General features: G+C 72.9%; 24 protein-coding genes and 1 riboswitch. Of the genes, 11 read left to right on the top strand and 13 right to left on the bottom strand.

The window, feature by feature from the left end; translation table 11 throughout:
- Positions 1 to 47: 47 nt before the first annotated feature.
- Together ACFZDA_RS25150 and ACFZDA_RS25145 are read left to right on the top strand one after the other, a co-directional pair.
- Complete coding sequence (locus ACFZDA_RS25150) at positions 48 to 281, top strand: hypothetical protein (protein ID WP_082319948.1); 234 nt, start codon at positions 48 to 50, stop codon at positions 279 to 281.
- A 49-nt stretch (positions 282 to 330) separates the two neighbouring features.
- Entirely contained in the window at positions 331 to 1,128 is a 798-nt protein-coding gene (locus ACFZDA_RS25145; RefSeq protein ID WP_391085627.1) for an SURF1 family cytochrome oxidase biogenesis protein, read from the top strand.
- Positions 1,129 to 1,257: 129 nt separating this feature from the next.
- On the opposite strand, the gene ACFZDA_RS25140 is transcribed toward ACFZDA_RS25145, so the two are convergent.
- Together ACFZDA_RS25140 and ACFZDA_RS25135 are read right to left on the bottom strand one after the other, a co-directional pair.
- A complete protein-coding gene (locus ACFZDA_RS25140; protein ID WP_391085625.1) occupies positions 1,258 to 3,396 on the bottom strand; it encodes a carbon starvation CstA family protein in 2,139 nt (712 codons plus the stop codon).
- A 44-nt stretch (positions 3,397 to 3,440) separates the two neighbouring features.
- On the bottom strand, positions 3,441 to 3,653 hold the full coding sequence (locus ACFZDA_RS25135) for a DUF3311 domain-containing protein (RefSeq protein ID WP_391085623.1): 213 nt from the start codon (positions 3,651 to 3,653) through the stop codon (positions 3,441 to 3,443).
- Positions 3,654 to 3,821: 168 nt separating this feature from the next.
- On the opposite strand from ACFZDA_RS25135, the gene ACFZDA_RS25130 reads away from it, so the two are divergent.
- Genes ACFZDA_RS25130 through ACFZDA_RS25110 form a run of 5 tightly spaced genes read left to right on the top strand, consistent with a single transcriptional unit; the run spans position 3,822 to position 8,861 of the window.
- Positions 3,822 to 5,369, top strand: coding sequence for a sodium:solute symporter (locus ACFZDA_RS25130; protein ID WP_391085621.1), 1,548 nt, complete (start codon positions 3,822 to 3,824; stop codon positions 5,367 to 5,369).
- Positions 5,366 to 5,944: a sigma-70 family RNA polymerase sigma factor gene (locus tag ACFZDA_RS25125; protein ID WP_391085619.1), complete on the top strand. Its 579-nt coding sequence runs from the start codon at positions 5,366 to 5,368 to the stop codon at positions 5,942 to 5,944. Before ACFZDA_RS25130 ends, ACFZDA_RS25125 begins: the two co-directional genes overlap by 4 nt.
- Positions 5,941 to 6,273 (top strand): hypothetical protein, encoded by a 333-nt coding sequence (locus tag ACFZDA_RS25120; protein WP_391085617.1) that lies wholly within the window; start codon positions 5,941 to 5,943, stop codon positions 6,271 to 6,273. The genes ACFZDA_RS25125 and ACFZDA_RS25120 overlap by 4 nt, the downstream gene beginning before the upstream one ends.
- Before the next feature lie 33 nt (positions 6,274 to 6,306).
- Positions 6,307 to 8,100 carry a glycoside hydrolase family 15 protein gene (locus tag ACFZDA_RS25115; RefSeq protein WP_391085615.1) on the top strand — a complete coding sequence of 598 codons (1,794 nt, stop codon included), beginning with the start codon at positions 6,307 to 6,309 and terminating at the stop codon, positions 8,098 to 8,100.
- A gap of 5 nt (positions 8,101 to 8,105) precedes the next feature.
- A complete protein-coding gene (locus ACFZDA_RS25110) occupies positions 8,106 to 8,861 on the top strand; it encodes an SDR family oxidoreductase (RefSeq protein ID WP_391085613.1) in 756 nt (251 codons plus the stop codon).
- A gap of 52 nt (positions 8,862 to 8,913) precedes the next feature.
- Here the strand turns inward: ACFZDA_RS25110 and amaP are convergent, their stop codons facing one another.
- Genes amaP through ACFZDA_RS25085 form a run of 5 tightly spaced genes read right to left on the bottom strand, consistent with a single transcriptional unit; the run spans position 8,914 to position 11,280 of the window.
- Positions 8,914 to 9,492, bottom strand: a complete 579-nt coding sequence (gene amaP / locus ACFZDA_RS25105; protein ID WP_391085611.1) for an alkaline shock response membrane anchor protein AmaP — start codon at positions 9,490 to 9,492, stop codon at positions 8,914 to 8,916.
- A 5-nt stretch (positions 9,493 to 9,497) separates the two neighbouring features.
- Entirely contained in the window at positions 9,498 to 10,199 is a 702-nt protein-coding gene (locus ACFZDA_RS25100) for a DUF6286 domain-containing protein (protein WP_391085609.1), read from the bottom strand.
- Positions 10,196 to 10,579: a hypothetical protein gene (locus tag ACFZDA_RS25095; RefSeq protein ID WP_391085608.1), complete on the bottom strand. Its 384-nt coding sequence runs from the start codon at positions 10,577 to 10,579 to the stop codon at positions 10,196 to 10,198. The genes ACFZDA_RS25100 and ACFZDA_RS25095 overlap by 4 nt, the downstream gene beginning before the upstream one ends.
- A complete protein-coding gene (locus ACFZDA_RS25090) occupies positions 10,576 to 10,758 on the bottom strand; it encodes a hypothetical protein (protein ID WP_391085606.1) in 183 nt (60 codons plus the stop codon). The genes ACFZDA_RS25095 and ACFZDA_RS25090 overlap by 4 nt, the downstream gene beginning before the upstream one ends.
- Before the next feature lie 48 nt (positions 10,759 to 10,806).
- A complete protein-coding gene (locus tag ACFZDA_RS25085; protein WP_391085604.1) occupies positions 10,807 to 11,280 on the bottom strand; it encodes an Asp23/Gls24 family envelope stress response protein in 474 nt (157 codons plus the stop codon).
- A gap of 87 nt (positions 11,281 to 11,367) precedes the next feature.
- On the opposite strand from ACFZDA_RS25085, the gene ACFZDA_RS25080 reads away from it, so the two are divergent.
- A complete protein-coding gene (locus ACFZDA_RS25080) occupies positions 11,368 to 12,084 on the top strand; it encodes a nucleopolyhedrovirus P10 family protein (protein ID WP_391085602.1) in 717 nt (238 codons plus the stop codon).
- A gap of 579 nt (positions 12,085 to 12,663) precedes the next feature.
- On the opposite strand, the gene ACFZDA_RS25075 is transcribed toward ACFZDA_RS25080, so the two are convergent.
- The 3 genes from ACFZDA_RS25075 to ACFZDA_RS25065 all read right to left on the bottom strand — a co-directional run bounded on the left by ACFZDA_RS25075 (position 12,664) and on the right by ACFZDA_RS25065 (position 15,726).
- The gene (locus tag ACFZDA_RS25075) at positions 12,664 to 13,467 is read right to left on the bottom strand and encodes an enoyl-CoA hydratase-related protein (RefSeq protein ID WP_391085600.1); all 804 of its coding nucleotides are present in this window, start codon (positions 13,465 to 13,467) and stop codon (positions 12,664 to 12,666) included.
- A 106-nt stretch (positions 13,468 to 13,573) separates the two neighbouring features.
- Positions 13,574 to 13,792, bottom strand: a complete 219-nt coding sequence (locus ACFZDA_RS25070; protein WP_010037790.1) for a helix-turn-helix domain-containing protein — start codon at positions 13,790 to 13,792, stop codon at positions 13,574 to 13,576.
- A gap of 335 nt (positions 13,793 to 14,127) precedes the next feature.
- Entirely contained in the window at positions 14,128 to 15,726 is a 1,599-nt protein-coding gene (locus tag ACFZDA_RS25065) for an ATP-binding cassette domain-containing protein (RefSeq protein WP_391085598.1), read from the bottom strand.
- 215 nt (positions 15,727 to 15,941) lie between these two features.
- Here ACFZDA_RS25065 and ACFZDA_RS25060 point away from each other — a divergent pair, with 215 nt between their 5' ends.
- Positions 15,942 to 16,355 (top strand): VOC family protein, encoded by a 414-nt coding sequence (locus ACFZDA_RS25060; RefSeq protein WP_391085597.1) that lies wholly within the window; start codon positions 15,942 to 15,944, stop codon positions 16,353 to 16,355.
- Between the two features lie 17 nt (positions 16,356 to 16,372).
- Here ACFZDA_RS25060 and ACFZDA_RS25055 read toward each other — a convergent pair whose 3' ends face one another.
- From ACFZDA_RS25055 to ACFZDA_RS25045, 3 genes are all read right to left on the bottom strand, one after another.
- Positions 16,373 to 17,773 (bottom strand): hypothetical protein, encoded by a 1,401-nt coding sequence (locus ACFZDA_RS25055; protein ID WP_391085596.1) that lies wholly within the window; start codon positions 17,771 to 17,773, stop codon positions 16,373 to 16,375.
- A gap of 222 nt (positions 17,774 to 17,995) precedes the next feature.
- The gene (locus ACFZDA_RS25050; protein WP_391085594.1) at positions 17,996 to 19,123 is read right to left on the bottom strand and encodes an alpha/beta fold hydrolase; all 1,128 of its coding nucleotides are present in this window, start codon (positions 19,121 to 19,123) and stop codon (positions 17,996 to 17,998) included.
- 629 nt (positions 19,124 to 19,752) lie between these two features.
- Positions 19,753 to 20,484, bottom strand: a complete 732-nt coding sequence (locus ACFZDA_RS25045) for a class II aldolase/adducin family protein (RefSeq protein WP_391085591.1) — start codon at positions 20,482 to 20,484, stop codon at positions 19,753 to 19,755.
- Between the two features lie 248 nt (positions 20,485 to 20,732).
- On the opposite strand from ACFZDA_RS25045, the gene ACFZDA_RS25040 reads away from it, so the two are divergent.
- A complete protein-coding gene (locus ACFZDA_RS25040; protein ID WP_391085589.1) occupies positions 20,733 to 21,989 on the top strand; it encodes an inorganic phosphate transporter in 1,257 nt (418 codons plus the stop codon).
- 33 nt (positions 21,990 to 22,022) lie between these two features.
- Positions 22,023 to 22,244 (top strand): hypothetical protein, encoded by a 222-nt coding sequence (locus ACFZDA_RS25035; RefSeq protein WP_391085588.1) that lies wholly within the window; start codon positions 22,023 to 22,025, stop codon positions 22,242 to 22,244.
- Positions 22,245 to 22,385: 141 nt separating this feature from the next.
- A riboswitch (cobalamin riboswitch) is annotated at positions 22,386 to 22,525 on the top strand.
- Positions 22,526 to 22,544 lie beyond the last annotated feature (19 nt).

Here is a 22,544-nt window from a genome sequence, read left to right as displayed (position 1 = left end):
CCGGTGGCCGCTCGCCCCGGCCGGGGCGACGGCTCACCCTGTGGCGCATGGCGACCTGTGAGGTATGTGGCAATCAGTACGGAATGACCTTCGAGGTGCACGCGCAGGGAGCGGTGCATGTCTTCGACTGCTTCGCCTGCGCGATCCACCGCATGGCCCCCATCTGCGAGCACTGCCGGGTACAGATCATCGGCCAGGGCGTGGAGGTCGAGGGCCACTGGTTCTGCGGAGCCCACTGCGCCCGCGCGGAGGGAAAGGTGGGAATTGTCGACAAGGTCTGAACCCGTACCCCGCTGAGAACACCCCACGACCGAGTTGTACGGTCGTGGGGTGTACCGCTTCCTGATGTCCCGGCAGTGGGTGATCCTTACGCTGATCGCCCTGCTTCTCATCCCCACGATGATCAGGCTGGGCATCTGGCAGATGCATCGCTACGAGGAGCGCACCGCCCGGAACCAGCTGGTCACCGACGCGCTGGCGGCCGAGCCGGTGCCCGTGGAGAAGCTCACCGCGCCCGGGCACACCGTCACCAGCAGCGAGCGGTACCGGACCGTGACCGCGAAGGGCCGCTTCGACACGCAGGACGAGGTCGTCGTCCGCCGCCGCACCAACTCCGACGACGAGGTCGGCTACCACGTCCTGACCCCGTTCGTCCTCGACGACGGCAAGGTGCTGCTGGTCAACCGGGGCTGGATCCCCTCGGACGGCCCGAGCCAGACCACGTTCCCGAAGGTCCCCGCACCGCCGGGCGGCCAGGTGACCGTCAAGGGGCGCCTGATGCCGAGTGAGACGACGGCGGCGAGCGGGATCAAGAACCTCAAGGGCCTGCCGGACCGGCAGATCATGCTGATCAACAGCGAGCAGGAGGCCCGCCGCCTGGACGCGCAGGTGCTCGGCGGCTACATCACGCAGACGGCGCCCGAGCCCACGGGCGACATCCCCGAACTGCTGGGCAACCCCGGCAAGGAGGACGCCGCCCTGAACTACGCGTACGCCATCCAGTGGTGGCTGTTCTCCGCCGCCGTCCCGGTCGGCTGGGTGGTCCTGGCCCGCCGCGAGGCCCGCGACAGGGCGCGGCAGGCGGCCGGGGAAGCCGACGCGAGCGAGGCGGAGCCGGCGGCGGTGTGACCCGCGCCGGCCACCCCCGGCCGCGTCAGCAGCAGCGCCCCTGCCGGCACTCCTCCCGGTGCGACCGGTTCAGGACCTCCGCCAGTTCCCGCACGTACCAGCGCACCGCCCGCGCCCAGCGCACCGCCCTCACGTACGGGCTCCCGCCAGCGGCTCGTCCGGCACGTCGAGGCGGGACTCGACGTACGGCGCCTCGGTGACCGGAGTCGAGCCCGGAGCCCGTACCGCCCGTACGCAGACCACCGCGGCGTTGCCGATCACCACGGCGACCAGCAGCAGGAACAGGGCGATCAGCACACCGTCGATCGTGGAGTTGGTGACCACGGTGTGCATGTCGCCGAGGTTCTTGGCGGGCGGCAGGACCTGACCGGCGTCCAGGGCGTCGGCGTACCGCGCGCGCTGGGCGAAGAAGCCGATCTTCGGGTCGGCGGAGAAGGTCTTCTGCCAGCCCGCGGTGAAGGTGATCGCGACGACCCAGGCGAGCGGGACGCCCGTGACCCACGCCCAGCGCAGCCGGCCGGACTTGATCAGGATCGTGGTGCAGACGGCGAGGGCGATCGCGGCGAGGAGCTGGTTCGCGATGCCGAAGAGCGGGAAGAGCTGGTTGATCCCGCCGAGCGGGTCGGTGGCGCCGGCGTGGAGGAAGTAGCCCCAGGCCGCCACGACCAGGGCGCTGCACAGCCAGATGCCCGGCTTCCAGTTGACCCGGCCGACCGGCTTCCACACGTTGCCGAGCATGTCCTGGAGCATGAAGCGGCCGACCCGGGTGCCCGCGTCCACCGTCGTCAGGATGAACAACGCCTCGAACATGATGGCGAAGTGGTACCAGAAGGCCTTCATCCCGGCGCCGCCGAAGACCCCGGAGAAGATCTCCGACATACCGACGGCCAGGGTCGGGGCCCCTCCGGAGCGGGCGATCAGCGTCTGTTCCTCCACGGCTTCGGCGGCCTGGGTGAGCTGGTCGGGGGTGACGGTGAAGCCGAGGCCGGCGACGGCGTGGGAGGCCGACTCCGCCGTCGTGCCGAGGAGGGCCGCCGGGGCGTTCATGGCGTAGTAGAGGCCCGGTTCCAGGGTCGCCGCGGCGATCAGCGCCATGATCGCGACGAACGACTCCATCAGCATGGCGCCGTAGCCGATCATCCGGACCTGGGACTCCTTGCGGATCAGCTTCGGGGTGGTCCCGGAGGAGACCAGCGCGTGGAAGCCGGACAGCGCGCCGCAGGCGATCGTGATGAAGAGGAAGGGGAACAGCGCCCCGGCGAAGACGGGCCCGGCACCCGACGAGGCGAAGTCGCTCACGGCGTCCGTGCGCAGGACCGGCGCCGCGACGACCACGCCGACCGCGAGCAGGGCGATGGTGCCGATCTTCATGAAGGTGGAGAGGTAGTCGCGCGGCGCGAGCAGCATCCACACCGGCAGGACGGAGGCGACGAAGCCGTAGCCGACGAGGCAGAAGACCAGCGTCGTGGGACTGAGCGTGAAGGCGGCCGCGAGCGAGGACCCCTGGATCCAGCTGCCGCCCACGATGGCGAGCAGCAGCAGGGCCACGCCGATCAGACTGGTCTCGACGACCCGGCCCGGGCGGATGACGTGCAGCCAGAAGCCCATGAACAGGGCGATGGGGATGGTCATGGCGACGGAGAAGGTGCCCCAGGGGCTGTGGGCGAGGGCGTTGACGACGACCAGCGCCAGGACCCCCAGCAGGATGATCATGATGGCGAACACGGCGATCAGGGCGGCGGCCCCGCCGGCCCGGCCGATCTCGTCGCGGGCCATCTGCCCGAGCGAGGTGCCGTCCCGCCGCATCGACAGGAACAGCACGACCATGTCCTGCACCGCGCCCGCGAAGATCACGCCCGCCACGATCCACAGGGTCCCCGGCAGATAGCCCATCTGGGCCGCGAGCACCGGCCCCACCAGGGGTCCGGCGCCGGCGATGGCGGCGAAGTGGTGCCCGAGCAGCACCCGGCGGTCGGTCGGGTGGTAGTCGACGCCGTCCTCGAGGCGTTCGGCGGGGGTGGCCCGGCGGTCGTCCGGCTCCAGGACCCGGCGGGCGATGAACCGGGAGTAGAAGCGGTAGGCGATGGCGTACGACCCGAGCGCGGCGATCACCAGCCAGACCGCGGAGATCCGCTCGCCGCGGGCCAGGGCGAGAACGCCCCAGGCGACCGCGCCGAGGAGGGATACGGCGATCCAGAGCAGAATCTGCCGCGTTCTGGACTTTTCCGGCACATCTGGTCCGGATTCGGGCAGGGTTGATGCGGGCATGGCGGCTCCTCACCTCGACGGGTGTGCACAACGGGGGGCGTGGATCAGCGGTGTCGGTCCGTCAGCGCGTACGCGGCGAGCAGGCACAGGCCGCAGCCCGGTACCCACGCGAGCTGGTACCAGTAGAAGAACGGCGTCCCCGCGAGCCGCGGACCGGCACCGGCGTACAGCGGGACCCACAGCAACCCGGCCGCGGGCGCGAGCAGCAGCAGGGCGACGGCGACGCGCCGTAGCCGGGGATACCCGGTGCGTGCCATGACCTGTACTCCTCTCCCGGTCGCTGTCGGTCTGTGCAAGAGTTGCGCGCTCGCCGGAAGTGGTGGACACGGCGTTCGAGAAATATTTCCCGCCGGTTTCCTGTCCTCCGGACGGGCCGTCCGCGCAACTCTCGCCCGAGGGCACAGGCACACCAAGGACGGTGACCCATGGCTGACGGCGCCATGACCGCGACGTTCCTCGCCGTGATCGGCGGGGCGTCGCTGCTCGCCGTCACCGCGCGTCGGCTGCGCCCGGTCGACCGGCTGCCCTCCCTGGAGGGCTGGGCCCTGGCCGACCGCTCCCTCGGCCCGGGCTGGACCTGGCTGCTGCTGGGCGGCACGATCTTCACCGCGTACACCTTCACCGCCGTACCCGGACTGGCCTACGGCAACGGCGCGCCCGCCTTCTTCGCCGTGCCGTACACCGTGATCGTCTGCCCTCTCGCCTTCGTGCTGCTGAGCCGGCTGTGGAGCGTAGCCCGGCGGCACGGCTATGTCACCGCCGCCGACTTCGTGCGCGGCCGGTACGGGTCGCCGCCGCTGGCCCTGGTGGTGGCGCTGACCGGGATCCTCGCCACGATGCCGTACCTGGCGCTGCAACTGCTGGGCATCCGCGCGGTCCTGACGGCTGGTGGCGTGTACCCGCGGGGCGCTGCCGGTGACCTGGTGCTGGTCGCGCTGTTCGCGGGCCTCGCGGTGGCCACGTACCGGCACGGGCTGCGGGCGCCCACGGTGATCTCCGCGCTGAAGGCGGTGGCGGTGTTCGTCTCGCTCACCGCGGTGACCTGGCTGGTCCTCGCCCGGCTGGGCGGGCCGGGCCCGGTCTTCGACGGCGCGGCGCGACGGCTGGGCGGCCCGGCGCTGCTCCTGTCCCCCGCGCAGCAGCCGGCCTACGCCACGCTCGCGCTCGGCTCCGCCCTCGCCCTGATGATGTACCCGCACGTGCTCACCGCCGGTTTCGCCGCCGACGGGCCCCGCACCCTGCGCAAGGTCTCGGTGGCGCTGCCCGCCTGGACCGGGCTGCTCGCGCTGTTCGGCTTCCTCGGCATCGCCGCCCTCGCGGCGGGGGTGCGGGCGCCGCGCGGCGGTGCCGAGGCGGCCGTGCCGATGCTGGTGGACCGGCTGATGCCGGCGCCGCTGGCCGGCCTGGTGTTCGCCGCGATCACCGTGGGGGCGCTCGTCCCGGCGGCGGTGATGTCGATCGCCGCGGCCACGAGTTTCGTCCGCAACGTGTATGTCGAGTACGTCCATCCGACGGCCACGCCGAAGCGCCAGGTCCGGATCGCCAAGGCGGTGTCGCTCACCGCGAAGGTGGGGGCCGTGGCGTTCGTGTTCGGGCTGCGCGATCAGGACGCCGTCAACCTCCAGTTGCTCGGCGGGGTGTGGATCCTCCAGGTCTTCCCTGCCGTCGCCGTCGGGCTGTTCACCGGCTGGCCGCACCCGCGCGCGCTGCTCGCCGGGTGGGCCGTGGGCATGGCGTCGGGGACGTACCTGGTGGTGCGCGAGGGGTTCTCCTCGATCGTGCCGCTCGGCACCGGTGCCCGGCCGCTGGAGATCTACGCCGGGCTCGCCGCCCTGCTGCTCAATCTGGCCGTCACGGTGACCGGCACCGCGGTGCTGACCCGCCTCGGTGTCCCGCGCGGCGCCGATACGACCGGCCTGCCGTCCCGCCTGACCGTCCGGCGACGCCCGGAGACGGGAGCGAACCACCCGTGAGACGCAGACAGAACCCCACGCTGCCACCGGCACCGGCAGCCGCACCGGCCGAGGCCCTCGCTCCCCCGGCCGGCGACGGCGCCGACCTGGAGCGCGAGGCGGGTGTCGCCCGCCTTTTCGAGCTGCACTACTCCTCGATGCTGCGCCTCGCCGTCCTGCTCGGCGCCGACGACCCGGAGAACGTGGTGGCCGAGGCGTACTACCAGATCTACCGCAAGTGGCGGCGACTGCGGGACGCGGCCGCGGCGGAGGCCTATCTGCGCTCTACCGTCTGCAATCTGACGCGGATGCGGATCCGGCACCTTCAAGTCGCCCGCAGACACGAGGAGAACCCGCCGGACGACACGGTCGCCTCCGCCGAGCACGCCGCGCTGCTGCGCGACGACCAGCGCGTGCTGCTCGACGCGCTGCAGCAGCTTCCGCCCCGGCAGCGCGAGGCGCTGGTACTGCGGCACTGGCTGGGTCTGAAGGAGAGTGAGATAGCCGCCGCGATGGGCATATCGGGCGGTTCGGTCAAGACGCACACGGCACGCGGCATCGCCGCCCTGACCCAGGCGATGGAGGCCCGGAGATGACGCATCGAGACGCGACCGGGTCGCACGGCACCAGTCCCGGCCGGTCCGGTCACGGCCGCACCGAGGAGGAGCTCCGCGAGGCGCTCCGGGCGCTGGCGGGCGGGGTGCTCCCCGACCCCGACGCGTACCGCACGGCACGCGGTGAGTGGCTGCGGCGCGAGCGCCGGCGGCGGCTCGTGCTCGCCGTGCTGATCGCCGTCGTCTTCACGCTGGCCACCCTGATCGGCCTGTGGGTGCTCAACCAGGCCCCGTCGGACCCGGGGGTGATCTTCTCCGGCACGCGGGCCCCGATCGCCGACGGCACGTCACTCCCCCGGCCCTCGCCCTGATTGCCGCGCCGACTTGCCGGGAACCCGCAGTGAGTGGACCCGAGCATCGAGGACTACGCGCTCATCGGCGACGAACAGACCGCCGCCCTGGTCGGCACGGACGGATCCGTGGACTGGCTCTGCCTGCCCCGCTTCGACTCGGCTGCCTGCTTCGCCAGGCTGCTGGGCGACGAGGACAACGGCTTCTGGCGCCTCGCCCCGTTGGGGGCGGACCGGTGCACCCGGCGCGCCTACCGCCGTGACACCCTCGTCCTGGACACCGAGTGGGAGACCGCGCACGGGGCGGTCCGCGTCACCGACCTGATGCCGCAGCGCGACCAGGCCCCCGACCTCGTACGCGTCGTCGAGGGCCTGGACGGCGAGGTGACGCTCCACAGCGTCCTCAAGCTGCGCTTCGACTACGGCTCGATCATCCCCTGGGTACGCCGGGCCGACGGCCACCGCGTCGCCGTCGCCGGCCCCGACTCGGCCTGGCTGCGCAGCGAGCCGGAGGTGCGCAGCTGGGGCGAGGACTTCGGGACGCACGCGGAGTTCACGGTCCGCAAGGGCGAGAAGGTCGCGTTCGTCCTCACCTGGCACCCCTCCCACGAGGAGCGCCCGCCGCTCGTCGACCCGTACGATTCGCTGCGCCACAGCGTCGACGACTGGCGGGCCTGGGTGGCGCGCTGCCGCTACGACGGACCGTACCGGGACGCGGTCGTCCGCTCCCTGATCACCCTCAAGGCGCTCACCTACGCCCCGACCGGCGGCATCGTCGCCGCCGCGACCACCTCACTGCCCGAGGAGCCGGGCGGGGTGCGCAACTGGGACTACCGCTACTGCTGGCTGCGCGACTCCACCCTCACCCTGGGCGCGCTGCTGGCGGTGGGCTACCAGGAGGAGGCCGAGGCCTGGCGGAACTGGCTGCTGCGCGCGGTCGCCGGCGACCCGGCGGACCTCCAGATCATGTACGGCGTGGCGGGCGAGCGACGGCTGCCCGAGTTCGAGCTGCCGTGGCTGTCCGGCTTCGCCGGGTCCGCCCCCGTACGCGTCGGGAACGACGCCGTGAACCAGCTCCAGCTGGACGTCTACGGCGAGGTCATGGACTCCCTGTCGCTGGCCCGCGAATCGGGCCTGTCCGCCCAGCCGGACGTGTGGGCGCTGCAGACGGCCCTGATGGACTTCCTGCGCACCCACTGGCGGCAGCCGGACGAGGGGCTGTGGGAGGTGCGCGGCGGCCGGCGCCAGTTCGTGCACTCGAAGGTGATGGTGTGGGTCGCCGCCGACCGCGCCGTACGCACCCTGGAGCGCCATCCGGAGCTGGACGGCGACCTGGACGGCTGGCGCGCGCTGCGCGAGGAGGTGCACCGCGAGGTGTGCGACAAGGGCTACGACCCCGCGCGCAACACCTTCACGCAGTCGTACGGTTCCCGCGAACTGGACGCCGCGCTGCTGCTCATCCCGCGCGTCGGTTTCCTGCCGCCCGACGACCCCCGGGTGATCGGCACCATCGACGCGGTCCGCCAGGAGCTGGACCACGGCGGCTTCCTGCGCCGCTACACCACCGACGGCGCGGACGACTCGGCCGTCGACGGACTGCCCGGCTCCGAAGGCGCCTTCCTGGTGTGCTCGTTCTGGCTCGCGGACGCCCTGCACATGACGGGCCGTACGAAGGAGGCCCGGGAGCTGTTCGAGCGGCTGGCGGGACTCGCCAACGACGTCGGCCTGCTGTCCGAGGAGTTCGACCCGGTGGCCGGCCGGCAGCTCGGCAACGTCCCGCAGGCGTTCAGCCACATCGGCCTGGTGAACACCGCCCTCGCCCTGTTCGGGGCGGACGGGGCAGGATAGGGACCATGGATCTTGGACTGAAGGACCGGGTGTACATCGTCACCGGGGCCACCCGGGGCCTCGGCAACGCCTGCGCGCGTGAGCTCGTCGCGGACGGGGCGAAGGTGGTCGTCTCCGGGCGGGACGAGAAGGGCGTGGCCGACGCGGCGGCCGCGCTGGGCCCGAACGCGGTCGGGGTGGCCGTCGACAACGCCGACCCGGACGCGCCGGCCCGGCTGATCGGGGCCGCGCGGGAGCACTTCGCCCGCTTCGACGGTGTCCTCGTCAGCGTGGGCGGGCCGCCGGCCGGGTTCGTCGCCGACAACACGGACGAGCAGTGGCAGGCGGCGTTCGAGTCGGTGTTCCTGGGCGCGGTGCGGCTGGCGCGCGCCGCCTCGGCCGAGTTGAGGCCGGGGGGTGTCATCGGGTTCGTGCTGTCCGGGTCGGTGTACGAGCCGATCCCGGGGCTGACGATCTCGAACGGGCTGCGGCCGGGGCTGGCCGGGTTCGCCAAGTCGCTGTCCGACGAACTGGGCCCGCGGGGGGTTCGTGTGATCGGTGTGCTGCCCGGGCGCATCGACACGGACCGTGTGCGCGAGCTGGACGCGATGTCGGCGGATCCCGAGGCGACCAGGGCGGCGTCGGAGTCGCGTATTCCGTTGCGGCGGTACGGGGCGCCCGAGGAGTTCGGGCGCGTGGCGGCGTTCCTGCTGTCTCCGGCGGCTTCCTATCTGACCGGGATCATGGTGCCGGTGGACGGCGGGGCGCGGCACGGGTTCTGAGCGGCGCCATTGTCGTCCCGGACGGTCAGCGTGGCGTTTGGGTCCCGGACGGTCAGCTCACCCTCTCCGCACCGTGCTTGACCCCCCGCAGCCGTACCTCCGCCGGCAGTGACGCGAGGCCCGCCGATGTTCTGGCGTGGGTCAGGGCGCCGGTCGTCAGGTCGTGCAGGGCCGTGCCCGGGTCCACGTGCGGTTCCAGGGCGAGTCGTACGCGGGCCTCGGGGGCGCTGCGGCGGCCCCTCAGGTGGGCGTGGGCCCGCTCGACGCCGTCGATCTGTGCCGCGTCCCGGGTGAGGGCGTCCTCCAGGGCCCGGCCGCGCAGCAGGGCTCCCTCGCCGTCGCCGGTGTCCACGAGGACCTCGGCGAGTCGGCGTCGGCGGAGCACCGCGACCAGCCACCACAGGGCGAGCAGCAACAGCACGGCGAGTACGGCGATGACGACCGGCCACCACCAGCCGTCGTCCCGCCAGCGGGTGCGTTCGGCGTTGCTGAGCAGCACGTCGTGGCGGCTGTCGTGGATCCACCACGAGGGCGCCGGAGCGCCGAGGCCGACGGCCAGCACCGAGCCGCCCAGCACCAGCAGGACGAGGCCGACGAGCCCCAGGAACACGCGGTTGACGACCCTGAGCATCGCGGTCACCCCTTCCGGCCGGGCCGCCGGACGCGCACCGACAGCGAGGGCGGCCGGGAGAGTCCCAGTCCGCCGATCGCGTCGGTGAGCACGGCGTCCAAGTCGGTTCGTACGTCGTCCAGTACACGGAAGTGGGACACGGCGCGGGCGTCCGCCCGCCTGCGGCGCACCCGCACCCGTACCGACTGCACGCCGGCCACCTCCATGGCCCGGTCGCGCAACGCGGTCGCGGCGGCGTCCCGGTCCAGTCCGGCGCGTACGTCGGCGTGCGTCCGCCGCATCGGGAGCACGTCGCGCAGGCCGGGCGTGGCGGCCAGGACCAGCAGCCAGAGCCCGAGGACGGCGGCGACCCCGGCTCCGACGAGCACCCAGGTGTCGTCGAGGGGCCGTCGGGCGAGTTGCCGGGCCAGCTCCCGGCGCCAGCTCATGCCGGGCCGGTCGGCGCGCACGGACACGATGTCGTAGAGGAACAGCCCTACGAGCCCCAGGAGCAGCAGGGCGACGATGCCCGCCGGGACACGGCGTGCCGACCAGAAGCGGCCTTCGCGGCCGCCCTCGCTCTCGGATACGGGCGGCGTTCCGTCCCCGCCTGCCCGCGCGGGGCGGTCGGGTCCGGTGCCGCTCTCCGGCTTCTGAAGGACGGGCAGCCGCTGTGTGGTGCTTTCGGGCTCGGGCTCGGGCGGTTCGGTGGCCCGGGGTTCGCTCATCGCGTCCTCCCCTGTACCGTGCCGGGCCCGGCGGCCATGTGCAGCCGCTCCACCTGGACGACGACTTCCGGCACCTGCATTCCCACCAAGGCGCCTACCCGCTCGACGACTCGGCGACGCACCTGGCGGCAGCGCGCGCCGACGTCGCAGGGGTAGTCGAGTTCGACGTGGACACGGACATGTGCGACCTCGTGGTGCACGACGACGGTGGCGGACGGTCTGCCGGCCTCGGACGGCAGCGTTCCGACGGCTTCGAGGGCCGCCTGCGAGGCGATCTTCGCGACGACCCGGTCGGCGATCCGGGTGGCGCCCCGGTCGCCCGGCGGGACGACGGTCAGGGGTCCGTCGAGCTCACCGGCCCCCGCGCTCACGGCCGTCACCGCCGCCGTTCACGGGAACGGAAGAAGTCGCCGAAGTCCATGTCCCCCTCCAGGAACCGGCCGACGACGAAGCCGACGGCGCCCAGCGCCGCCACCAGCAGAAAGGCGCCGAATCCGCCGAAATACCCGGCGAATGCCAGTGCCATGCCGGCGATCATGCCGACGACGGCCATGCTCATGCTGCGCTCCTCAGCTCCTCGGTCGCTGCGCTTGGCGGGGCGGGTGGCTCACTGGATCCGGCGCTCCGGTTCCTCTTCCTCCTCGTCCGGCAGCTTCACGTCGCTCACGGCAATGTTGACCTCGACGACCTCGAGGCCCGTCATCCGCTCCACGGCGGTGATGACGTTCTCCCGTACGTCCCGGGCCACATCGGCGATCGACACGCCGTAGACGACCACGATCTCCAGGTCGAGGGCCGCCTGCACCTCGCCGACCTCGACCTTCACACCGCGCGACACCGACTTCGCGCCGCCGGGCACGCGGTCGCGCACCGCTCCGAAGGTGCGGGACAGGCCGCTGCCCATGGCGTGCACGCCGTCGACATCGCGTGCGGCGAGTCCGGCGATCTTCTCCACGACGCCGTCCGCGATGGTCGTCCGGCCGCGGGAGCCGGGGTCTCCCCCGCCGCGTTTGGCCAGCGGACTCCTGCGCGCCGCCGACGTCTCGGTCTCCCCGCCCCGGTTCTCGGTCATGTCAGTCATCGCCGTTCGTCCTTTTCGGTTGTCGTCCTTCGACCACCGTAAGCACGGTTGCGTGGATACGCGCCTTTGATACGGCAGGCTGGAGGAATGACGGCCGACGGGTGGACGCGGGCAGTGAGACATCAGCTGGGCCTCGGCAGGCTGCTGCCGCTGGGTGATGCGCGGGACGGCGCGTGGATCGCCGAGCGGGCGGCCGAGGCGGTGCTGCGGCGCGCGGCGGGGGACGCTCCGGGCGTGCGCCTCGACGCGCTGCGTGTCGCGCTCGCCGATCCGGCGGACACCGGGAGTCCGGCCGTGCCGGCCCCGCCGAGCGGTCTGCCGCCCGGGCCGCTGCGGGTGACGGCGGAGTTCGCGGCCACGGCCGCGCAGCCGCTGCCGGCGACGGCGTCCCTGCTGCGGGCGACGCTGGCGACGGCCGCGACGCAGCGGCTCGGTCTGACGGTGACGGAGGTGGATCTGCGCGTGACGGGCCTGCTGGACGAGAGGGCGGAACCGCCCGGGCCCGCCGCGCCGCTCCCCGAGCCGCCGCACGCCGCCCAGGCCGGGGGCGGGGACGAGGGTCGCGTCGCCGCCGCCGCGCTCAAGGTCCCGGGCGTACTCCGGCTGACCGGCGCGCTGGGCCACCCCGTGCACATCGAGGAACTCCCGGGCGACACCGCCCTGGCGCACCGCCACGTCCGGCTGGAAGTCGCGCTGCGCGAGGACCACCGGGCGCGCGACGTGGCCCGCCAGGTCCGCACCGCGGTACGGACGACCCTGCCGGACCACCCGACGGTGGCGGTACTGGTGAGCGGGATCGGCTGACGCGAGCCCGGCACCCGGCGGCAGGGGGTGCCGTCGCGTCCGCCCGCGCCGGCCGGCGACAGCACGAGCACGGGTCCCCCGCGGGGCATCCGCCAGGGGGCGTCCACGCCCGGGCGGCGGGCTGGTGCCGTGCCCGCCCACACCGACTCAGCCGCAGCGCGGGCACCGCCTGCTGTGGCGCACCCGCTGCCGCCCGCCAGAGGGCGGGCCACCCGGCAACGCAAGGTTCCACCGCACCCGCCCACACCGGCCCAACCGCAGCGCGAGCACCCGCGCCATGGCGCACCCGTCACCGCCCGCCCGTCAAGGGGTGCGCCACCCGGTAGCGCGAACACCACAGACCGAGGGACACCCACCGCCAGCGCCTGCCAGAGGGCGGCGGCCGTCACCCGGCAGCACAAGGTTCCACCGCACCCGCCCACACCGGCCCAACCGCAGCGCGGGCACCCCGCCCCGTGGGGTGCCTGCCGGAGGGCGCAAGCCGCTCGGCGGCGCGAGGTGCTGCCGCGTCCGACCACGCCGTAACGCCGGGCATCGGGCAGTCGGCGACGGCTTCTTGGGGGCGCCCCGGGGTCCGGGTCAGTCCCCCAAGCCTGCGAGGTCGCGCAGGCGGCGGGACTGGGACTGGCGTTCCGCGGCGCGCTGGGCCTCGTAGGTGCGGTCCTGGGCGCCGCGCAGCAGTGCCTTGGTCTCGACGACCGCGTCGCGGGGCGCGGCGAGCACGGCCGAGACGAGGTCGCGGACCGTGTCGTCGAGCTGGTCGGCGGGCACGGCCACGTTGGCCAGCCCCGTGTGCACGGCCTCGTCGGCCGTGACGAAGCGCCCGGTCACGCAGATCTCCAGCGCGCGGGCGTAGCCGACGAGTCCCACCAGCGGATGCGTGCCCGTCAGGTCGGGTACGAGCCCAAGGCTGGTCTCGCGCATGGCGAACTGCGCGTCGTCGGCGACGACGCGCAGATCGCAGGCGAGGGCGAGCTGGAAGCCCGCCCCGATGGCATGCCCCTGGACGGCGGCGACGGAGACGATGTCGCTGCGCCGCCACCAGGTGAACGCCTCCTGGTACTCGGCGATGGTCGCGTCCAGCTCGGCGTCGCTGCCGCGTGCGAGGTCGATGAACGACGGTTCCCCGTCGAAGCCCTCGGGCGTGAACGCCTGCCGGTCGAGACCGGCCGAGAAGGACTTACCCTCGGCCCGCAGCACCACGACACGGACGGAGCCCGGCAGCTGCCGCCCGGCCTCGGTCAGCGCCCGCCACAGAGCGGGGCTCTGCGCGTTGCGCTTGGCCGGGTTGGTCAGCGTCACCGTGGCGATCGCGTCGTCGACGGTGAGCCGTACGCCGTCCTTGTCGAGTACGGGAACGAGGTCCTTGTCGGGCGAAGCCATGGACGCCTCCGATGTGTGCGGTCAGCTAAGTGACTGCACAGTAACCACCCGGTCGATCAGCCGACCGACCGGGTGGCCACCATCGGAGCCGAGGGGCCACCCGGGGTCAGGCCGTGGCCTTCTTGCCCCGCGTCGCCCCGCCACGCCCTCGCAGCGTGACGCCCGACTCACTGAGCATGCGGTGCACAAAGCCATACGAGCGGCCGGTCTCCTCGGCCAACGCCCGGATGCTCGCACCGGCGTCGTACTTCTTCTTCAGGTCTGCCGCGAGCTTGTCGCGCGCGGCGCCGGTCACCCGGCTGCCCTTCTTCAGAGTCTCGGCCACCCGTGCCTCCTCATGGGAAGTGCGCTCTGGTCTCCTCATGATCACCCCTCCGGGCCTTGATGGCCACCCATTCGGCAAGGTCCGTGAGACAAGGTTGTGACGACGGGAGCGCGTCCCCACAAACGGAATGCGAAATTCCGAAGAGTGATGTCCGTACGCCCGAACGGATTCCCCCGGGAAAGGCCAGGTCAGAAAGGCGTCACGGCCGAGCCCGGAAGAATCGGGGGCTCGGCCGCGAAATCGATGTAGGACACACCTCGGTACGAGGAGATCTCACACAGATGATGGATCACCGCTAGGCCGAATGATCCATACGCCGTTGATCACGCATTCGATCAAGCGAGGGCGACGAGATCCGCGTAGTCGGCGCCCCACAGGTCCTCGACGCCGTCCGGCAGCAGGATGATCCGCTCCGGCTGGAGCGCCTCGACGGCGCCCTCGTCGTGCGTGACGAGGACGACCGCGCCCTTGTACGTGCGCAGCGCGCCGAGGATCTCCTCCCGGCTGGCCGGGTCGAGGTTGTTGGTCGGCTCGTCCAGCAGGAGCACGTTCGCCGAGGACACCACGAGCGTGGCGAGCGCGAGGCGGGTCTTCTCGCCGCCGGAGAGGACACCGGCCGGCTTGTCGACGTCGTCGCCGGAGAACAGGAACGAACCGAGCACCTTGCGGACCTCGACGAGGTCCATGTCGGGCGCGGCGGAGCGCATGTTCTCCAGGACCGTGCGGTCGGGGTCGAGGGTCTCGTGCTCCTGCGCGTAATAGCCGAGCTTCATTCCGTGGCCGGGGACGACCGCGCCCGTGTCGGGCTGCTCGACGCCGCCCAGCAGCCGCAGCAGGGTGGTCTTGCCGGCGCCGTTGAGGCCCAGGATGACGACGCGGCTGCCCTTGTCGATCGCCAGGTCGACGTCGGTGAAGATCTCCAGCGAGCCGTACGACTTCGACAGGCCCTCGGCCATCAGCGGCGTCTTGCCGCAGGGCGCGGGCTCCGGGAAGCGCAGCTTGGCGACCTTGTCGGACTGGCGTACCGCCTCCAGGCCGGACAGCAGCTTGTCCGCGCGGCGGGCCATGTTCTGCGCGGCGACCGTCTTGGTGGCCTTGGCGCGCATCTTGTCGGCCTGCGAATGGAGCGCGGCGGCCTTCTTCTCCGCGTTGGCGCGCTCGCGCTTGCGGCGCTTCTCGTCGGCCTCGCGCTGCTGCTGGTAGAGCTTCCAGCCCATGTTGTAGACGTCGATCTGGGCGCGGTTGGCGTCCAGGTAGAACACCTTGTTGACGACCGTCTCGACCAGGTCGACGTCGTGGGAGATCACGATGAAGCCGCCGCGGTAGGTCTTGAGGTAGTCGCGCAGCCAGACGATCGAGTCGGCGTCGAGGTGGTTCGTGGGCTCGTCGAGCAGCAGCGTGTCCGCGTCGGAGAACAGGATCCGGGCCAGCTCGATACGGCGGCGCTGACCGCCGGAGAGCGTGTGCAGGGGCTGGCCGAGCACGCGGTCGGGCAGGTTCAGCGCGGCGGCGATGGTGGCGGCCTCGGCCTCGGCGGCGTACCCGCCCTTGGTAAGGAACTCCGTCTCCTGGCGCTCGTACTGCTTGAGGGCCTTCTCGCGGGTGGCGCCCTGGCCGTTCGCGATGCGCTGTTCGTTGTCGCGCATCTTGCGGATCAGTACGTCGAGGCCGCGCGCGGAGAGGATGCGGTCGCGGGCGAGGATGTCGAGGTCGCCGGTGCGGGGGTCCTGCGGGAGGTAGCCGACCTCGCCGGAGCGGGTGATGGTGCCGCCGGCGGGCACGCCTTCGCCGGCCAGGCACTTGGTGAGGGTGGTCTTCCCCGCGCCGTTGCGGCCGACCAGGCCGATGCGGTCGCCCTTGGCGACGCGGAAGGTGGCGTTTTCGATGAGGACGCGGGCACCGGCGCGCAGCTCGATACCGGAGGCGGAGATCACGGACAGACTCCAGGGCGGATACGGGGGCGGGATGGGCGGCTGAGGACGTTCCCGCCGTCTAATGCGCGAGGAGAAAGGCCATGAGGGACAGTCTAACGGGGCGGTGCAACCACTTTTTCTGCGTGCGGGTGTTCGGTTCGTCTCGCCGGGTCTCTTCCCGCCGGGCCGGTGTCAGTGGTGGGTGCCAGACTGGGCAGCGGAAGGGAGTGGTCGGTATGGCAGGCATGTCCGGCGGGCGTCCGAGCATCTGCCCCACGCTGCTGTACGCCGACGCGAAGGCGGCCATCCGGCAGCTCACGGAGGCTTTCGGCTTCACCGAGCTGTCGGTGTTCGAGGGCGAGGACGGCGCGGTGATGCACGCCGAGCTGACGCAGGGCAACGGCGCGGTGATGATCGGCAGCAAGGGCACCGGCAGCGTCTTCGACAAGGCGATGGGGCACGGGGGCACGACCGGGGTGTACGTCGTCGTGGACGACGTGGACGCGCACCACCGCCGCGCCGTGGACCACGGCGCGGAAGTCCTGATGCCCCCGACGGACCAGGACTACGGCTCGCGGGACTACATGGCCCGGGACCTCGAGGGCAACGTGTGGAGCTTCGGGACGTACGCGCCGGAGATACCCGGCTGACGGCCCGGCCCGGGGCCTCAGCTGCCGCCGGTGTGCACCTGGAAGGCGGCCCGGCGTACGGCCTTGGCCAGGGCCGGGTCGGGGTGTGCCGCGGCGAGGGCGACCAGGACCTGCACGGTCCGCGGGTGGCCCACGGCCCGCACCTCGTCCAGCAGCATCGGGACGGTCGGCTGTACGGCGGACTCCAGGTGGCGGACGAGCAGCGGCGCCTCACCGTGGTCGGCGACGGCGGCCGCGGTGTCCACCCACAGCCAGGTCGCCTCCTCCCGGGTGAGGACCTCGTGGGCGTCCTCGGGGTCGGTCCCGTCGTGCTCGGCCAGCCACAGCAGCGCGTACGGCCTGAGCGTCGGCTCGTCCAGCACGGCGCGGACGTCCGGCTCGGCGGGGGCGCCGACCACGCGCAGCGCCTCGAAGGCGAGGCCGCGCAGCAGGGCGTCCTCGCCGCGGGCGGCGCGGAGGAGTTCGGTGACGGCGCTGCCGACGGGGCGGGCGGCGAGCCAGGCCCGGTATTCGGCGCGGGCCGCGTTGGGGCGCAGCTGGGCGCAGCCGCGGAGCATGTCCTCGGCGGCCTGCTCGATGTTCCCGGCGGGGCTCTGCGCGGCGACGCAGATCTGTTCCAGCTTGACCCAGACGGCCCAGCTTCCGAGCGGGGTGAGCGTGGCCTGGCCGTCGCCGTAGGTGAGGGCGCCGACGGAGGCGAGGGCGCGCAGGGCCCAGTCGAGGAGCGGGGCGAGCGGGGCGTCGCTGGGCGCCGGTTCGGGCTGCGGCTCGGGCTGGGGGCCGTAGGGGATCTCGCAGCGTGCGGTGCGCAGCTCGGTGACGCGCTGCTCCAGCAGGTCGAGGAGCTGCTCCACGGGGACGGGGCCGGCGGACAGCTGGAGGAACGAGAGCACCTGCGGCATGGCCGAGACGACCTCGGCGACGGCGGCGGGCTCGTGGTCCTCGGGTTCCGGACAGGCGAGCGACCAGGCGTCGAAGAGGGCGACCCAGCCCCGCAGGACGGCACTGTCGTCGCGGTCCCAGGCGCGCAGCCGCCAGCCGGGGCGGGCGCTGTCGCCGTGCACCTCGACGAGACCGGCGAGCCGGGCGGTGTCCCAGTCGGCTCTGACCTGATCCGGGTTCAGGCCCAGCTCGTGGGCGGCCCGTTCGGCGGTCGGGGCGGAGAGGGTGGCCTTGCCGTCGGCGGTGGCGCTGCCGCGGCCGGGGCCGAGCTCGGTGTCGGCCCAGCGGGCGACGCGGGCCGCGTCGGCCAGACCTGAGCGTGCCATTCTGGCCAGCTCCGCCGGTGCCGGGGTGCCCTCCGGGGGGCGCGGCGCGGGGCGGCGCGAGCGCCGCTGGTTCATCGCTGGGGGGGCGGCGGCCAGGGGTCGCGGGCGGACGAGTCGAAGCCTGGAGTCGCGCGGGATACGGGACGTCACGAGGGCAGTCTTCCGGTTGACGGTCCGAAAACCCAAACGGAATGTCACGGCGGGCGACGGGGATGGCCAACGCACGGGGTCCCGTGAGTGGTCGAGGGCCGCGAACAGGCCAGTGGTACGACGCTAAACGGAATCGTCACGACCGGTCAGCGGGGAGGGGGACGGGGCATGGTTGCGACGGGGCGAAGGGCGAGTGAACGGGGGGTGCGGCGAAGCCAGGGGTCACATGAGAGGTGTCAGGAAGCGCCGCAGGGCCTCCTCGTAGGCCCGCGGGTCGGCGTTCCACATGGCTCCGTGGGGCGCGTTGCCGACGGTGCGGAAGGAGACCATGTCGGGGCGGGCGTCGGCGAGCCGGCGGGAGAGCTGCCAGGGGGCGACCGTGTCGTCCGGTCCGTGGAAGACGAGGGCCGGGACCTGGAGCCCGGTGGCGGGGGACGCGCCCGGGACGCGGTCGCCGTACAGGCCGGTGCGGCCCCGTGCGGCGCGGACCGCCAGGGGCAGCAGTACGCCCGGGGTGTGGCGGGCCGCGGCGAGGGCGCGCAGGGTGGTCTCCCAGCTGAGCACCGGGGAGTCCAGGACGAGCCCGGAGACACGGTCGCGCAGCCCCGACTGCGCGGCGGCGCGCAGGGCCATGGTGGCGCCGGTGGACCAGCCGTGCAGGACGACCTGCCGGGCGCCGTGGCGTACGGCGTGGCGGATCGCGGCGTCGAGGTCGCGCCACTCGGTCTCGCCGAGGTGGTTCAGGCCGTCGGGCGGGCGGGGTGCGCCCAGGTCACCGCGGTAGGCGAGGGCGAGCACCGGGACGTGGCTGCGGTGCAGGAACCCCATGACGTTCATGGCGAGTTCCCGGGTGGTGCCGAGACCGTGCACGGCGATCACCCAGGTGTCCCGGGCGCCGGGCACGAACCACGCGGGCAGGGCGCCGAGTTCGCCGGGGATGTCGACGTCGGTGTGTTCGATGCCGAGGGCGGCGCTCGGGTTGCCGACGTACACGTTCGGGGTGAGCCAGGCCTTGTCGCCGGGTTTCAGGGTGCCGTGCGTGACGCTCTCCAGGCGGCGTACGACGGTGTCGGCGGTGTCCGAGGCGCCTGCCAGGACGGGGCCGACGATCGCGTGGGAGCCGTTGCCGGACAGGCCGTAGCGGCCGGGCCGCAGGGCGGCCAGGTCCCGGGTGAGGCTGATCTGCCCCGCGGCGGTGCCGTGCACGGTGAGCCGGGGTTCGGTGGGCAGGGGCCGGCCGGGAGGCGCCTTGAGCGCTGCGTCACTCGCGAACCGTCCGGCGGCCACGGCGGCCGCACCGACTCCGAACAGGGCGGTGACGGCAGCGGCCGTCGCTCTGGCAGTGCGCACGTCCCCAGTGTCCCGGCGGACCGGGCGAGGGACCAGTGGGCGGCAGCGGCGGGGTGACCGTCGCGGGGAAGGGAGCAAGGTGGAGCACAGGGGTGGTCGGCGGTGTGCGGCTGCGCTTGGAGGGCGGGGCACAGGCGGGCGGGCGACGGAGAGAGGGCTGCGCCCGCACGGCGGACGACGGGGAGGCGGCTGCGCCCGCACGGCAGAGCACCGCGAGCGGCGGAGAGCCGGCTGCGCCCCGAGGGCAAGGCAAGGGCGGAGGAGGGAGAGACGAGCGCGCCCGGAGGGCAAGGCAAGGGCGGGCGGCGGAGAGACGGGCGCGCCCGATGGACGGAGCGCGGCGAGCGGCGGCGTGGTGGCAATGCCCGCGGCGAAAACGCTCAAGTCGGCGGCGTCCTCGGGCGCAACGCCGGGGTCAGCGGCGTGACCGGGGCGCCCGGGCTGCGGGGGCGAGGTCGGCCCACGCGCACCATGCCCCTGCATACCCGCGAGGCGGCGGCGCGAGCAGCGCTCGGGGCGGACGCGAGGGTCGGCGGCGCCCCGTGGCATCCCCGGCCGGTGCGCCGAGGCGGCCAGGTCAGAGCGGGCGGCAGAGCCGGCGCTGCGGCACCGGTCGTCCGGGCAGGGCGTCAGCCGCGTTGTCCGTAGCCCCGTAGCCGTTCCTGGACCTGCGCCAGTTGCTCCCCCGACAGCAGGCTCGGGGACAGGCCCGGGACCGAGGTGGCGGTCAGCCACAGGCGGCACATCCATTCCAGCTGGGCCGTGCGGTCGTAGGCCTGGTCCAGGGACGCGCCGTAGGTGATGGTGCCGTGGTTCTTCAGGAGGCAGCCCGAGCGGTCGGCGAGGGCGTGGAGCATGTTCTCGGCCAACTCGTCCGTGCCGTACGTGGCGTACGGGGCGACCCGGACGGGTCCGCCGAGCGCGGCGGCCATGTAGTGGATCAGCGGCAGCTCGCTCACGAGCGTCGAGACGGCCGTCGCGTGCACGGCGTGGGTGTGGACGACGGCACGGGCGCCGGTCGTGCGGTAGACCGCGAGGTGCATGGGCAGCTCACTGGTGGGGACGAGTGTGCCGAGGACCTGGCGGCCGTCGAGGCCGACGCCCGTCACGTCGTCCGGCTCCAGCCGGTCGTAGGGCACGCCCGACGGCGTGACCAGCACCGTGTCCCCGACGCGCACCGAGACGTTCCCGGACGTGCCGACGACGAGTCCGTCGGAGACGGTCCGGCGGGCGGTCGTGACGAGCTCCTCCCAGGCGCGCGCCTCCTCGGGGCGCACATCCCTGCGCCGCGTCTCCCCCACGTCCTGTCCCCCGTCCCGGACGTCCCCCGTGCCCCGCCCGTCGCCTCGTTGCTCAGCCATGCGGCGATCCTGCCAGGCAGGCCCTCAACGCGCGGCCGGGCGGGTCCACTTCAGGCCGGAAGTCGCGCCTACGAAAAGGCGCATACCGGGACAGATAGCGTTGACGTGTATACGAACGCGGTCTCACCCCCAGGACGGAACGGCAGTCCTCGCTTGCGGACACCCCTGCGCCCCTCCCAGTTCATCTTCCGTTCACTCGGGTTACCTACGTTCGACTGGCCAACGACCTCGAACGATTGCCTGGGTAAATGGAAAGCTTCTCGCTGATCCTCGCGATTGTGGTGGTAACCGCACTCGCGTTCGATTTCACGAACGGTTTCCACGACACCGCGAACGCGATGGCCACGACCATTTCCACGGGCGCCATGCGGCCCAAGGTCGCCGTCGCCATGTCGGCCGTCCTCAACCTGGTCGGCGCCTTCCTGTCCGTGGAAGTCGCCAACACGATCTCCAAAGGCCTCGTCGACGAGGCCGGCATCCGTCCCGAGGTCATCTTCGCCGCCCTGGTCGGCGCGATCCTCTGGAACCTGGTGACCTGGCTGGTCGGCCTGCCGTCCAGTTCCTCGCACGCCCTGATGGGCGGCCTGATCGGCGCCACGATCGCCTCGGCGGGCGTCGGCGCGGTCCACGGTGACGTCCTGGTCACCAAGGTGCTGATCCCGGCGATCGCCGCCCCGCTGGTCGCCGGCGTCGCGGCGCTGCTCGCCACCCGGCTGACGTACTCCCTCGGCAAGAAGGCCGACGGCAAGGCCTCCGAGAAGGGCTACCGCGCCGGCCAGATCGCCTCCGCAGGCCTGGTCTCACTGGCCCACGGCACCAACGACGCCCAGAAGACGATGGGCGTCATCACCCTCGCCCTGGTCGCCGGCGGCGCCGTCGCCCCCGACTCCGACCCGCCCACCTGGGTCATCCTCTCGGCGGGTCTCGCCATCGCGCTCGGCACCTACCTCGGCGGCTGGCGCATCATCCGCACCATGGGCAAGGGCCTGACCGACCTCCAGCCGCAGCAGGGCTTCGCCGCCCAGACCAGCGCGGCCACGGTCATCCTGGCCTCCTCGCACATCGGCTTCTCCCTCTCCACCACCCACTCCGTGTCCGGCTCGGTGATGGGCGCGGGGCTCGGCCGCAAGGGCGGTGTCGTCCGCTGGTCGACGGCCACGCGGATGTTCGTCGCCTGGGCTCTGACGCTGCCGGCGGCGGCCCTGGTGGGCGCGCTCGCCGAGTACGTCACCGGCTTCGGCAGCTGGGGCACCGCGGTGGTGGCCGTCTTCCTCGTCGCCTCCAGCGCGGCGATCTGGAAGCTCTCGCGGCGTGAGGTCGTCGACCACACCAACGTCAACGCCGCAGACGAGGCGGAGCCGGCCGGTGTGGTGACCACGGCGATGGCCGCGGTGACCCCGCCGCCGGTGGGCGGCACGGCCGCGGACGAGCCGAGCGCCACGATCCCGGCACCGGAACCGACCCCGGCCGAACGCCGGCCCTCCACCACGACCACCCCGGTCTGATCCGCCCGCTCGGTCACAAGGAGAACCTCTGCCATGAACATCGACTGGGCGGCCCTCGGCTCCGTCTTCGGCGTCAGCCTCGTGGTCACCGTGGCCCTGGTGGGCCTGTTCACCCTCGGCATCACCGGCCTGTCCCGCCGCGAGCGGGCGGCCGCCGAGGGCGGGTCCGCGGGGCTCGCGGTGACGGGCGCGTACGCGTGCTTCGCGGCGTGCGCGGCGGCTGTGGGCTACGGGATCTATCTGATCGTGGCCTGATCACGCTCGATTCCACCGGGCGGCACGGGACTTGGGTCCTGTGCCGCCCGGTTGTCGTGCGGCGGGGGCGCCAACTCGGCGTCGGGGCGCCGGTGTGGGCTTCTGCACACTCTCCCCTCGCAGGTCAACGGCAAGTTGACGGCTGATCCCGGCCGTGGTGGACTGCCGGGGCCAGTACGGCGGCAGGAGAGGAAGCCGGTGGAAGTCCGGCGCGGTCCCGCCACTGTCACCGGGGTAGTGATCCCCGGGAGCCAGGAACTCTCACCGCCGGTCTAGTCGAACCAGGGCGTGGACACCCTG

This window comes from Streptomyces sp. NPDC007991 (genome assembly GCF_042958445.1).
Classification (GTDB): Bacteria; Actinomycetota; Actinomycetes; order Streptomycetales; family Streptomycetaceae; genus Streptomyces.
This window is presented reverse-complemented; position numbering and strand designations above follow the sequence as displayed.